At 42.2% G+C, this 12572-nt stretch carries 13 protein-coding genes and 2 pseudogenes; 10 read left to right on the top strand and 5 right to left on the bottom strand.

Annotated elements, in window-relative coordinates:
- Positions 1-178 precede the first annotated feature (178 nt).
- Positions 179-1249: a M50 family metallopeptidase gene (locus tag NSQ22_RS02535; RefSeq protein ID WP_087959863.1), complete on the top strand. Its 1071-nt coding sequence runs from the start codon at positions 179-181 to the stop codon at positions 1247-1249.
- Between the two features lie 87 nt (positions 1250-1336).
- On the opposite strand, the gene NSQ22_RS02540 is transcribed toward NSQ22_RS02535, so the two are convergent.
- The 3 genes and pseudogenes from NSQ22_RS02540 to NSQ22_RS02550 form a co-directional block, all read right to left on the bottom strand.
- Positions 1337-1864, bottom strand: coding sequence for an IS630 family transposase (locus NSQ22_RS02540; RefSeq protein ID WP_060476368.1), 528 nt, complete (start codon positions 1862-1864; stop codon positions 1337-1339).
- Complete coding sequence (locus tag NSQ22_RS02545) at positions 1864-2394, bottom strand: IS630 family transposase (RefSeq protein ID WP_014195313.1); 531 nt, start codon at positions 2392-2394, stop codon at positions 1864-1866. Before NSQ22_RS02545 ends, NSQ22_RS02540 begins: the two co-directional genes overlap by 1 nt.
- Positions 2395-2666: 272 nt before the next feature.
- A pseudogene (locus NSQ22_RS02550) lies at positions 2667-3098 on the bottom strand (AAA family ATPase); the annotation flags it as partial.
- 182 nt (positions 3099-3280) lie between these two features.
- On the opposite strand from NSQ22_RS02550, the gene NSQ22_RS02555 reads away from it, so the two are divergent.
- The gene (locus tag NSQ22_RS02555; protein ID WP_223812949.1) at positions 3281-3853 is read left to right on the top strand and encodes a replication initiation protein; all 573 of its coding nucleotides are present in this window, start codon (positions 3281-3283) and stop codon (positions 3851-3853) included.
- Positions 3854-4079: 226 nt separating this feature from the next.
- Here the strand turns inward: NSQ22_RS02555 and NSQ22_RS02560 are convergent, their stop codons facing one another.
- Together NSQ22_RS02560 and NSQ22_RS02565 are read right to left on the bottom strand one after the other, a co-directional pair.
- Complete coding sequence (locus NSQ22_RS02560) at positions 4080-4385, bottom strand: hypothetical protein (protein ID WP_081157653.1); 306 nt, start codon at positions 4383-4385, stop codon at positions 4080-4082.
- Between the two features lie 12 nt (positions 4386-4397).
- Entirely contained in the window at positions 4398-4835 is a 438-nt protein-coding gene (locus NSQ22_RS02565; RefSeq protein ID WP_099233000.1) for a hypothetical protein, read from the bottom strand.
- 441 nt (positions 4836-5276) lie between these two features.
- Between NSQ22_RS02565 and NSQ22_RS02570 the strand changes: the two genes are divergently transcribed.
- The 8 genes and pseudogenes from NSQ22_RS02570 (at position 5277) to NSQ22_RS02605 (ending at position 12561) form a co-directional block, all read left to right on the top strand.
- Positions 5277-6944: an IS1634 family transposase gene (locus tag NSQ22_RS02570; RefSeq protein ID WP_172437878.1), complete on the top strand. Its 1668-nt coding sequence runs from the start codon at positions 5277-5279 to the stop codon at positions 6942-6944.
- A 159-nt stretch (positions 6945-7103) separates the two neighbouring features.
- Positions 7104-7683 (top strand): annotated as a pseudogene (locus tag NSQ22_RS02575) (transposase).
- A 447-nt stretch (positions 7684-8130) separates the two neighbouring features.
- Positions 8131-8265 carry a hypothetical protein gene (locus tag NSQ22_RS02580; RefSeq protein WP_255350164.1) on the top strand — a complete coding sequence of 45 codons (135 nt, stop codon included), beginning with the start codon at positions 8131-8133 and terminating at the stop codon, positions 8263-8265.
- Positions 8261-8437: a DUF6792 domain-containing protein gene (locus NSQ22_RS02585; RefSeq protein ID WP_311089733.1), complete on the top strand. Its 177-nt coding sequence runs from the start codon at positions 8261-8263 to the stop codon at positions 8435-8437. Before NSQ22_RS02580 ends, NSQ22_RS02585 begins: the two co-directional genes overlap by 5 nt.
- Positions 8438-8767: 330 nt before the next feature.
- A complete protein-coding gene (locus NSQ22_RS02590) occupies positions 8768-9367 on the top strand; it encodes a hypothetical protein (RefSeq protein WP_099233569.1) in 600 nt (199 codons plus the stop codon).
- Between the two features lie 15 nt (positions 9368-9382).
- Positions 9383-9592: a DUF6792 domain-containing protein gene (locus NSQ22_RS02595; RefSeq protein ID WP_311088794.1), complete on the top strand. Its 210-nt coding sequence runs from the start codon at positions 9383-9385 to the stop codon at positions 9590-9592.
- Between the two features lie 336 nt (positions 9593-9928).
- Positions 9929-10618, top strand: a complete 690-nt coding sequence (locus tag NSQ22_RS02600; RefSeq protein WP_339264136.1) for a hypothetical protein — start codon at positions 9929-9931, stop codon at positions 10616-10618.
- 14 nt (positions 10619-10632) lie between these two features.
- A complete protein-coding gene (locus tag NSQ22_RS02605) occupies positions 10633-12561 on the top strand; it encodes a DUF6792 domain-containing protein (RefSeq protein ID WP_081157539.1) in 1929 nt (642 codons plus the stop codon).
- The last annotated feature ends 11 nt before the right edge of the window (positions 12562-12572 follow it).

Raw genomic sequence — 12572 nt, forward strand, 5'->3', positions numbered from 1 at the left:
ATATCGACACGAACGAAAAAGTTGAGGGCTTGTTTGGTTGATTGTGCTCGAGCCATGCACTACAAAAGGACATGTATTTGTCTGCCAAGTATTCATCGCATTGCCGCCTGGAGTGGGAAAAAACGAGCCGCCTTTTCATGAATAACTTGTTAATCAGAATATGTTAGGGAGGATTTCAATGCAAAATATAATTTATAGACCTAGTATTTTACTTCTAATTATATTCTTTATTTCCTTGATAGTTACTAAATTATTTCCATCATTAGCATCGACTATTTTCGATATATGGATTTTGGGCATTTGTTTGATTATTGCTATTTTTTTGCACGAATTAGGACATGTGATATTTGCGTTATTGTGTAGATTTAATTTCCATTTTTTTACTTTTGGTCCCTTTTTAATTGAAAAAGTGCAAGGAAAATTAAGAATACGTGAAAATAAACATTGGATTTATTTCGGTGGAGTTTCTTTTGTAACCCCTACCGTTGCAATTTTTTCTACAATAAAAGCAAAATGGGGATTATTTTTGCTGGGAGGCCCTTTGTTTAGTTTGATAGCATTTCTTGTATTTTTTATGATTGGGAAGATTTATCAGAACGATTTTATGCTATGGTGTTCCATTTTAAACATTATGATATTTATAGCCACCTCATTTCCGATTACAAAAGGGGAAGTAAACGACGGAGGAAATATATTTTTATTATTTAAAGACAGGGAACAAGCGGGTTTACAGATTTTAAAATTTCAAATACTTAGTGAAATGTTTAGTTCAAAAAGACCTATGGAATGGGATAAAGATCTGATTGAAAAGTGTAAGGAAATCATTAAAGAAAAAAATCCGCTAGAAAATCATATGATCTATACATTTCTTTTTTATTATTATTTTGACATTGGTCATGTGGAACAGGTTTTTTCAAGTATACAGCCAATCATAAATGAACCACTTACAAAGGAAAATAAATTTATCAAAGGTAATTTTAACAGTTTATACATACTCTATAAATTTTTATATGAAAACAATGAAAAAAACTTAGAAGAAATAGATAAATTATTTAAAGGAGTATCAAAATTAGATTCATATGCTTATAATCGTTCCCTTGCCATCATTAAGTATTTAAAGGGGGATGTGAAAGGAGCAAAAAGTTTGATAAACAAATTAGAACATGAATTAAGCTATACTAATGGTCAAGGTGTGTATCATGTTGAAAAAGATATCTTACAAAAATTAAGATTAAAAATGATGATATAATTAGCACATTATTTTGGACTACCTTTTTCAAATTATTATTTCAGTTCAAAATCTATATACATGCAACATGAAGAGTTAACTTCTCAGTCATCCTGCACACCCTAAGCGCTGCAGCACTTCCTCCGGACGTTCGTGGATGTAGTTGACAAACCGAGTAATGGCTTGAATGATATCGTTGCGATCCTTGTGAAATACATTGGCAATCACCGTATCTTTCAGCCATTTCCATAAGCGTTCGATCGGGTTCAGCTGTGGCGAATAGGGAGGAAGGTAAATAAAGTGAAAACACTGCCCTTCTTCCCGCAAAAACTCCTTGACCATTTTGGCATGGTGAATGCGGGCGTTATCCAACACCAAGACCATGAGACGGTCCGGATAGCGCTCTTTGAGCATTCTCAAGAAATCCAAGAACGTCGCGGCATTGGCAGCGGTCGTTTGATGAAGCACCGTTTCGCCATCGTGGATGTTGACCGCGCCAAACAGCGATACGTGGGCATGATGGCCGAACGTCGGCACTTGTTTTTGGCGGCCGACTGCCGACCATGTGGACCGCAAGACATGGTAAGAGCGGATATGTGTTTCATCAAGGTACAACAAGACCGAATCAGGATCCATTAAGTTTTTTTTATGAAGTCGATCTGTTTCTCAAAATTCTTTTGTCGATCCGGATCGCCTTTGGCCAATGTGTAGGTCGGCCGTGTCCACGACAGCCCTTTGCGGTGCAGGAGTTTTCGCAACGCTTCGCGGGAAATGCAAACACCGAAGTGCTTTTCGACATAGGATTGCAGGAGTTTGGTGTTCCACGCCGAAGCGACGTCCCAGCCCAGTTCTACGGGAGTGGTGGTCAACACAAGCTGTTTGATCTCTTCCTGCTGTTCTTCGGTGAGAAACGGCTCCCGCCCGGGGGCGAAATCCCGATGAAGCAAGAGCTCCAGACCGCCTTCGTTGAACAGCGACACATAATGGGAAACGGTTTGTCGGCACACGTTGACCATGGAGGCCACCTCTTTGCCCAAATAGCCTTCCATGACCAGGCGAACCGCCATCACCCGTTGGCGAAGAAGGGTGTTTTTGATTTTCCGTTCCTGTTTGCGAAGTGTCCGAGGTGTCCATCCGTGATCGTTGGTGATTTTGAGACGTTTCATGCAGAATTCCGCTCCTTTTCCATGCTTTTCCTTAGGAGCAGTATAACCGGAGTGGGAACCACTTATACGAAGGTTAACTTTTCAATGAGCATATATATAAAAATAGCGCGCAATCTTTGCGAGTTATTTTAGATTTTGCACAGTATCTCGTATGATTTGCACATTCTTTTGAAACGAAAGGAAGCTACTATTCGCCCACTTCCTTAGTAAAAATGTTCTTCTGTTGCTATACGGACAATTTCCTCGTCGATCTGCTGGCAGCTGTACAAAAACATTTTCCGTTCGATATACGCTCCGACTTCCTTTTTGGTTAGTAGCTTCATGTAATACTGTATGATGATTCGCTGGCTCAATGGCCGATGGTGGTTCAGCCCAAGTCTCGTTTGTAAATGGGGGAGTCTGGATAAAATCCAATAACATAGGGATTCGTCGAATCCATTTGAAAATTGAACAAAATCGTGATACCCTACAGGAACAGGAACGCATCTTTGGCCAGATGCATTTCATACAAAATGAAGACGGGAGCAATCCTTCTTTCGCTGTACATGAGCTTAATACCTTATTGAATTTGATAAAATAGGCCGATCTTTCGGTATTTTGGTTCTTTTTCCTAATCCAAGGGCAAGTCCACGATAAAAATCCGTGACTCCCTTAGTGGGTAAAGGAAAATAGAAGACGTGATACATTGAGCGTAAGTTTCTACGTTCACCTCAAAGTCATGAATGTGAATCATGGTCATGTCTCTCCACCGTAACTAAAAAATTTAGAATATTTTTTTGGGTAAGGGGAGAGAGGGATTCCGAAGGAATTTGCAAAAATAAAGTATTTTAATGCAGAAATACAATGATAATTTACATTACATCTGAAAACTTGTCTTGACCCGCGGCTGAAGCCGTATTTGCTTCAGCTGAAAAAAGAATTCACGACATATCGCTTGAAAATTGTGATGGAATTGAAAAGCGGCTATTCGATCCGCATCTATGAAATTTTGAAAAGATGGCAATTTATAAACGACGTGGAAATTCCGCTCGATGATCTGCGGAAAATGGTAGGCGCGACCGACAAGTATCTCGAATACCATAATTTCAAAAAAAGAGTCCTTGCTCCGGCGCAAAAGGAAATCTCGGCGAAGACGGACCTGGCGTTTGCGTATAAAGAAGTGAAAAGCGGCAGGAAAGTCGTGGCGATCCGCTTTTTCATCCGCGAGCGGCGGGTGGGCGGAAAAGGTGTTGTTCCGGAAATTCCGCATGAAACAGGCGGCGTCGATGCGCTATATTCCCAATGTCTTGCCCGCTTTGCGGAGCGCGGCCAGCCGCTGCCGCCAAAGGCATTCGCAAGGATAGCGCTGCTGTCGCAAAAAGTGTTCGGCGAGGACTGGATTGATGAATTAACGAAAATGATCGATGACGTTGTAGAGCGAACCGATATTCGCGAGCCGTTGTTTTTATTATACGAATAAAGGAATCAACGTTTATTTCTTCTTTTCTTCCTAACCATATTCCTCTTCCATTAGCCAAGGAGACTTGGGATTGTCCATGCGAAGCGCGTCCAAGAGACCGTTAGCTGCACTAAAAAACATTTTGTGAAACGCAAAAAGAAAAAAACGGCACTTACAGGCGTTTTTTCTTTTTGGAGAAATTCATGCCCGATCGGTTCAAACGCGTTGACGGGCGAATTTTGAACGCTTATAAACGCTTTTTTATCCGTTGGCTTGGCGTAGAGAAAAAAGTTGGCATATTGATGGAATCATCTTGTATTTGCCACCGCATCCGCTTCTTTTGCTTCGAATCGTGCCCTTCTCTCCGTCTGGAAAATAAATCCGCTTTTTGCTGTTTTTTATGCGATTTCGGCGACTCATCGTTTAACTTTATCGTTAACTCCATTTTTGTCAAAACAGAATTTTCAAGGCTCAAATTTTCGAAAAAAATCATTTTCGACAGCCTAGCCTGATAGGAAAATATTCTCTCTGACAGTTTGATTTCTTCCCGCATGATCATTTTCCTTCACAAACTGACGAATGACACTTTCCAGTTGATTTGCCCAGTCGATATTCGATACACTTTTAGACATAGGTAGGGTTCTCCTTTCTCTGGAATGTTTTTCGTCCAATCAGAGAATACCCTACCTTTTTTCTTTTGTTCTAGGCAAAATGCTTTTACACAAATCCATTTTTTCCAAAGTAACACCTGAAATACGGGGTTTTTTACTATTATCGCCACTGTTGACATACGTATCATGGATCTCCACAAGAGGATACTCTTCCCAACCATTTTTAACAGCATGAAAAGTGCTGTTCTTTTTGCACTTTCACATAATAACAGCCAATATTCCTTCATAAAAAAGAATTTCTGCTGCATTGGCATATCCTCATAAGAAAACTCTTCAAATCTGTAAATCGGAGTAGTTAGAGTATAATCTTCGACTGATACAGAGAAAGCCATAAAATTCCTCCTAACAGTCACAGACACTATTAACAATGCAAAGACATCCAATCCAATCATAGCGGTTTAAAGTGACACACCATTTCACAAAAACGTATGTTACTATCATTCCCTTTTTTACTGTTGAACGCGCTTGATTAAAACATCAAGCGAAACGGAAACATATTTCCCTGCAAAGGGGATAAATGGTCACTCATTTTGTTAACGATGGCCTTATGACCGATATTTTTTGGTTCATCACCAAATTTTGTGATTTAGTGACAAAAAAGAGAACCCGAGTTCGACAGTTTTGAGGCCATTTTAGGCAAATGAAAATGGCCAAAATGCTGTTATATCAAAGATTTCGCGATGCGGATCCTAGAAAAAAACACTGAATTTCATAGGCACACGACTTGTTTATTTTAACTTTTAAAACAGCTGAATATCGGTTATAATATAGGCATGTACATACGGCGAGTAACACGCAAAAACAAAGATGGAACGACCGTGGCGTATCTCCAGCTTGCTCACAACGAATGGGATCCGAAGGCCAAATATGCGAAAGCGAAGGTGATTTATTCGTTTGGGCGCGAAGACGAGGTGGATCGCGCTGTCTTGGAGCGTCTGGCCAAAAGCATTTCGCGATTCCTTTCTCCTGAGCAGGCTTGGGAAATCGAGACGTTGACAGGAGAAGTGTCGGATGACTTTCAGTTTCAATCAAGCAAACGCCTTGGTGGCGCTTGGCTTTTGGATCAGCTCTGGAGACAACTGGGATTGGGAGAGATTCTCCACTCCTTGTTTGCCTCCCGACATCATCAGATTCCGTTGGAACGGCTGATTTTTGCCATGGTGGCGAATCGTGCCCTTCATCCGTCAAGCAAGTTGGCGATGGAGGAGTGGGTGGAGAAAGACGTGCATATCCCTCATCTTCCCCAAGTCGCCAGCCACCAGTTGTACCGGGCGATGGATGAGCTGCTGGCTGTGCAGCCGGAATTGGAACGCCAAGTGTTCCATGCCGTGGCCGATTTATTGAACCTGGAAGTCGATTTGATTTACTTTGATACGACTTCGTCGTACTTCGAAGTGGATCCATCCGAAACACCAGAAGGAGAATCGCTTCGAAAGCAGGGGTTTTCCAAAGATAAGCGTCCCGATTTGGTCCAAATCGTCATTGGACTGGCCGTTACCCGGGAAGGAGTCCCCATTCGCGCTTGGGTATGGCCTGGCAATACGATGGATATGACGGTCATCAAACAGGTGAAACAAGACTTGATTGGCTGGAAGCTTGGGCGTGTGATCAGCGTGATGGACCGCGGATTTTCGTCTGAAGAGAATTTGCGAATCTTGCAACAGGCCGGGGGACACTACATTGTCGGCGAAAAAATGCGGTCCGGCAAAGCCGCCGTCGAAGAGGCCCTAAACCGTCGCGGGCGCTACCAACAAGTTCGCGAGAACTTGCATATCAAAGAAATCATCGTGGGCGACGGAGAAGCGCGTCAGCGCTATGTTCTCGTGTACAATCCCAGCGAAGCCGAACGCCAACGCAAGGAACGGGAAACGCTGCTCGAATCGCTGAAAGAGGAGTTGGAGGGGCTTCGCCAACTCCCCAATGAAGCTCATCATAAGGCCACCTGCCGGCTGCGTTCCCATCCGTCCTACGGAAAATACTTGCGTCAATTGAAGGATGGAACGCTTCGCATCGACAAGCAAGCGGTTCGTGAAGCGGAAACGTACGATGGCAAATATCTCATCCGAACCTCCGATGACACCTTGTCTGCCGAGGATGTCGCGCTCGGGTATAAGCAACTGGTGGATATCGAGCAGGCCTTTCGGACGTTGAAATCAACACTCGAGCTGCGCCCCATGTATCATCGCTTGGAAGACCGTATCCGGGCGCATGTGCTGCTCAGTTGGCTGGCTCTCTTGCTGGTTCGGATCGTGGAGATCCGAACTCATGAATCGTGGCCGAAAGTAAGAGACGAATGCGAGCGTCTCATGCTTGGACATTTTTCTTCAAAAAACGGCGACCTTTATCAACGAACCGAACTGACGGCCAAACAAGCGCTATTCCTTGCGGCTCTAGGGCTGGAACCTCCTCCAAAGATTCTAGGCATCCACCCTCGCACCTAGATACACGCCCGAAGTGTGCCCAAATGCCTCCGATCCCTTTTGTATCAAGGGGCGAGAGGCATTTTGTTTGCCTAGTGACTGTCGAACTCGGGGAGAAAGCACTAACGAGATCCTGGCAATAATGTTAGTGGTGAAATAAACATTAAGGAGGTCTCGTAAGTGCTTTCTATATCACTAGGATTGCCAGAATTTAAAGTGATTAAACAAGAACTTCTTTCCTATGGTTATGCGATTCATGTAGAGAAAACAGAGACACAGGAACGTTGCCCTCATTGTGGGTTTGCCACTTCCTCTGTCCACGACAGACGGACAAGAAAAGTACGGGATTTGGCGATTTTCCATCAACCGGTGAACTTGTTCGTAAAGGTAAAGCGCTATCGGTGCTGGAATGGTTCCCAAGTGTTTTCCGCCTCTTTGGAATCGATTTCACCCAATCAACACTACACCAATCGATTTTGTGAGTACTTGTATGAACTTTGCGAAGGTTCCACCATTCAAGAGGTTAGCCGAACAGAGCCCTTTTGCTTCTTTTCAGGAAGCAGCCAACACGCTTGAAAGGTGGAAGGAGCCTATTCTTTCCTACTTTTTGTGCCCATATACGAATGCCCGAATTGAGGGGACGAATCACAAGATCAAAAACATCAAACGCCGGGCATATGGCTATCGAAATCTAGAACGGTTTCGTTTGCGTGTATTTCTGGAGTGTACAGGGAACACTACAGGCAGTCAGGCTGCTTAAGCGCTCCCTTCTTCCGCTATCGGTATGATAGTTGATAGAATGGAACCCGTCAAGGAAAGCACTTGACTGTTTCCATTCTACCAACTTCGTGGTCTGTATGCGGAAGAAGGATCCTGACTGATGAACCTATTTCATCCAGCTAACATGTCTCTAGGATTGAGTAGAAATCACAGAAAATGGTGAAGACCCAAAAAATGAAAGGAGATAAGGTGACGATTTATTTCGCTAAAAACGAACAGCATACATCGATCGATGGGAAACAGGACGTTGTCTACAAGTTTTTTGCCTCTATTAAATCGAATCATAGTCATCAAGCAGTGCAATTTATATATTCGATTACTTGTGAGGATATAAATAAGAAATGTCACATCGACGTGGCCAAAGAAGAAGAACGAGCGAAAATGTTAATGCACTCTATTAAATTTCAAGATTGAGGGAGAGAGCATCATGCCGCAAAACTTAGTGTTGGATACCGATCTGTTACGCGCGAGAATCATGGCGTTAGAATATGATCATTTGACGGAAGCGGAAATTCGCCGTATTTATATGGAAGAAGCGGGAAAGGCCCCTCGCCTACATTAAAGTCTATCATTCAGACGATTTTAAAGAGGGGCAGGATTTTGGCTTTGACGACACGATTATTCATTTTTACGATGAGAAACAAGGGATTAATCAAAAATATACAATCACTCGTGGAAGTGAAATGTCGGAACATGATACGTGGAAGTCACTTGATCAGGGGGCAACAAAGTGATGATAGAGAGCTTTTAGAGTTTGGTGCTAAAGCCATATAAACAATAAATGGGGACTTGCATACCAAGTCGGGTTTTCTTTTTTCTCCCTCGCTTATTCTCGCTTTTTATTCGTCAGCAACGATTGAATTCCCCTGCTGTCCTCAAAAAACGGACAAAATTCCTCGTTCTTTTTATCTAAAAATGGATAAAATAGCACTTTTTATTAAAAAGGGCATTGTTATATGATACGTATGGATAGAATGGAACAGAGTGGAAAGGAATGGGTGGCCTTGAAAAGATATTGGCAAGCGTTATGGTTATCGGCACTTGTATTGATGGGAGGATGTCACATGGAGGAACAGAAAGAACAGCCGAAGGAATGGCCGGACACGGTCGCGTTTCAGGATGAGTATACCCGAAAGTTTCTCGTGTCGCCGAAGGAAGTAAAGGACGGATATTATTTGTTCCGTTCACAAACAGGTGGTTTTACAATGTTGTTTCCAGAAGAAGCGAGAATGGACGAAGGGTTGTATGAAAAGCATGAAAAAGAGTACGAACGTTCATTTATAAGGGGAAGTCGACAAAAGGAAAATGTCGCATATACTATCCATGTCATTTATGAAAATGACGAAATAACGGAAGATATAGATACGAATCTATTTCTATTATCGTCAAGAGCTTATGCGAATTATGATGGAGAATATAAAAAAATGAAAGGAGATAAGGTGACGATTTATTTCGCCAAAAAAGAACGGCATACATCGAACAATGGAAAACAGAACGTTGTCTACAAGTTTTTTGCCTCTATTAAATCGAATCATAGTCATCAAGCAGTGCAATTTATATATACAATTGGTTGTGATGATATAAATAAGAAATGTCACATCGACGTGGCCAAAGAAGAAGAACGAGCGAAAATGTTAATGCACTCTATTAAATTTCAAGATTGAAAGGAGGGGGGGATGATGCCGCAAAAATTAGTGTTGGATACCGATCTGTTACGCGCGAGAATCATGGCGTTAGAATATGATCATTTGACGGAAGCGGAAATTCGCCGTATTTATATGGAAGAAACGGGAAAGGAACCTCCCGCCTATATTAAAGTCTATCATTCAGACGATTTTAAAAGGGGAGGGATTTCGGCTTTGATGGAACGATTATTCATTTTACGATGAGAAACAAGGGATTAATCAAAAATATACAATCACTCGTGGAAGTGAAATGTCGGAACATGATACGTGGAAGTCACTTGATCGGGGGCAACAAAGTGATGATAGAGAGCTTTTAGAGTTTGGTGCTAAAGCCATATAAACAATAAATGGGGACTTGCATACCAAGTCGGGTTTTCTTTTTTCTCCCTCGCTTATTCTCGCTTTTTATTCGTCAGCAGCGATTGAATTCCCCTGCTGTCCTCAAAAAACGGACAAAATTCCTCGTTATTTCTATCTAAAAATGGATAAAATAGCACTTTTTATTAAAAAGACCATTGTCATATGATACGTATGGATAGAATGGAACAGAGTGGAAAGGAATGGATGCCGTTGAAAAAATATTGGCAAGCGTTATGGTTATCAGCACTTGTATTGATGGGAGGATGTCACATGGATGAACAGAAAGAACAGCCGAAGAAATGGCCGGACACGGTAGCGTTTCAGGATGAATTTACTCGTGAGTTTATGGCATCAACGAAAGAAGTCAAAGAAGGGTACTATTTGTTTCAATCGAAAACAGATGGGTATACGATGTTATTTCCTAAAGACGCTGTAGTGGCAAAATGGCTGTATGAAAGAGATGGAAAGGATTTCGAATCATTAGCTATCGGATGGGACAATGAGGAGGAAAATTTAGACTATTCTATAGATCTTCAATATGAACAAGGTGAGCACATGGAGGATATTGAAACCAATTTATATTTATTATCCTCTCGGGCTTATGCGGATTATAACGGTTCATATATGAAACAAGAATATAATGACAAAACTATTTATTTTGCCAAAAGCCAAAAAGACATTTCGGTGGATGATAAACATGATACGGAATATTTGTTTTTTAGTTATATTAAATCAAACAATAGCCATCAAGGAGTTTTATTTATATATTCAGTAAATTGCAATGATGCTAGGAAAAGTTGCCAAGTAAAGGTGGAGGAAGAAGAAAAAACAGCCAAAATGTTGATGAGGTCTATTACGTTTTATGATTAAGGAAGGGATACGCTGTGTCGCAAAAACTTGTGTTAGATACGGATCTGTTGCGTGCGAGAATCATGGCGTTAGAATATGATCGTTTGACGGAAGCGGAAATTCGCCGTATTTATATAGAAGAAACGGGAAAGGAACCTCCCGCCTACATTAAAGTCTATCGTTCAGACGATTTTAAAAAGGGGAAGGATTTCGGATTTGACGGCACGATTATTCATTTTTACGATGAGAAACAAGGTATTAATCAAAAATATACAATCACTCGTGGAAGTGAAATGTCGGAACATGATACGTGGAAGCCACTTGATTGGGCCTATAATCTCTTTGGGATCTTTGTGGGGAAAAGTCACAAACAATATAGCCACGCATTTCGTTTCGATAAAATAGTGACCGAAAAAATTAACGAGGAATTAAATCAGAGAGGAGCGACTATAAAACTCCAGGCAATAGGGCTTGGTCATTCGTTAGGTGGCAATCATGCACAAATGTTCCAGCTCATTGAGAAAGTGTTTGATCAAGTCTATGTGATCAATGATGCACCACCAAGTGTTTATCATTTGGCGTATATAGATCGTGGTTTTCGAAAAGAAATAGAGAAAAAATTTGATATTGAGTCTATACAAAATGACAACGCCATCTACTCTCTCCCCCCTGCGGAGTTGAAGGCGTTTGCGGAGGAATATTATAAGAAGCGCGTAGATGAACATTCGATCCATCATTTGACTGCTCAGGAGGATCTGCTGTATGCGGTGAGCGGGGTGCGGGGATTTATTGATATAGGCAGCCGTGACTGGATCGATACGAACAACCAATTTACGAGCCTCAAGGGCTTGATTGAGAAGATCCCTGATCAAGATGTAAAGGCGATTCAACTGTATTTCTCGCAATATGCGGATGTATACAATGAAAAGGGCTTGGACGGGGTCGTCCAAGCGATGACAGGGGTCGATCTCGAGTGGATCGAATCGCTTACACAATATGATGTGGGCGATTATGTATGGAACATGCCTGACATCGTGGAAAAAGTAAGCGATATGTTCAAGGACATGAGAGAGAAAATCCCGGAATTGTTAAAACATATAAAAATATTGCAGCGACATAAAGAGGCGATTCTGCAGGCATTCGTCGACTCCGGTTTTCTCACCATGGAACAAAAAGAAGCGATTTCGCAGGAAGTGAAGCATATTGAGCAAGATGTCAAGAAGCTGGATCAGATATTGAGCGATGTGCGGAACAACGCGGTTTGGTTCATGGCGCTCGGGGGGCTTTCATCGGGGATCGCACTATTTGTCGTGTTCAAACAGATCAAACATTATGTGACGGATATCCTCGCCCGGCTTCAGACGATTAACCGACATATGGCTGATGTGAGAGAAGCTGCGGTTACGAGTGTCGACGCGCATTCGCTGCATAAGGTGATCAACACCCTCGCACGCGCAAAAGGAAGAGAGTATGACAAGCAAGGGAATATGATCTTAGTAGGGTGGATCGAGACGGAAAAGGGGACGAAAAAGATTCGCCTGAACATATCGTCAGCGGTACGTCTATATCAGAAGGGGCTGCGCATTACGGAGGAGAAAGAAGCGGTGTTGCGTCAGATAAAGCGGCTTTATATCCAAGAGTATGTCGAAGATTTTGAGGGGAGAAAGCGACAGCTCATAAGAAAGATCGAAGACATGGAACAAAACCCAAGCGCCTACCAGCACTTGTTGGGCTCGTTTTCGTATGACGCGCAACAAGTGTATGTATTGCGTCGAATTGATGTGCATGAGTCGATTCCTACGATGGATCCGTCCATTCCTGATGCGTTTGAAGGAATGTTTGCGTCCTACGAACAAGAGATTGCCAAAGGGAGGGAGCTCATCGCCAACATCAAACAGGCGTTTGAGCAGTTTTTTGAGAAAGACAAGCAGTTAGCCAATCTTTTTGATTTGCGCTATGAGTAAAGAGGGATGTT

This window comes from Geobacillus sp. FSL K6-3411 (assembly GCF_037965715.1).
Classification (GTDB): Bacteria; Bacillota; Bacilli; order Bacillales; family Anoxybacillaceae; genus Geobacillus; species Geobacillus thermodenitrificans.

Coding starts and splice junctions, on each gene's coding strand:
- NSQ22_RS02580 (WP_255350164.1), top strand. CDS start 8,131: ATGCCGCAAAACTTAGTGTTGGATACCGATCTGTTACGCGCGAGAATC.
- NSQ22_RS02570 (WP_172437878.1), top strand. CDS start 5,277: ATGTACATACGGCGAGTAACACGCAAAAACAAAGATGGAACGACCGTG.
- NSQ22_RS02545 (WP_014195313.1), bottom strand. CDS start 2,394: ATGAAACGTCTCAAAATCACCAACGATCACGGATGGACACCTCGGACA.
- NSQ22_RS02560 (WP_081157653.1), bottom strand. CDS start 4,385: ATGCGGGAAGAAATCAAACTGTCAGAGAGAATATTTTCCTATCAGGCT.
- NSQ22_RS02600 (WP_339264136.1), top strand. CDS start 9,929: ATGGAACAGAGTGGAAAGGAATGGATGCCGTTGAAAAAATATTGGCAA.
- NSQ22_RS02565 (WP_099233000.1), bottom strand. CDS start 4,835: ATGGCTTTCTCTGTATCAGTCGAAGATTATACTCTAACTACTCCGATT.
- NSQ22_RS02590 (WP_099233569.1), top strand. CDS start 8,768: ATGGAGGAACAGAAAGAACAGCCGAAGGAATGGCCGGACACGGTCGCG.
- NSQ22_RS02535 (WP_087959863.1), top strand. CDS start 179: ATGCAAAATATAATTTATAGACCTAGTATTTTACTTCTAATTATATTC.
- NSQ22_RS02540 (WP_060476368.1), bottom strand. CDS start 1,864: ATGGATCCTGATTCGGTCTTGTTGTACCTTGATGAAACACATATCCGC.
- NSQ22_RS02595 (WP_311088794.1), top strand. CDS start 9,383: ATGCCGCAAAAATTAGTGTTGGATACCGATCTGTTACGCGCGAGAATC.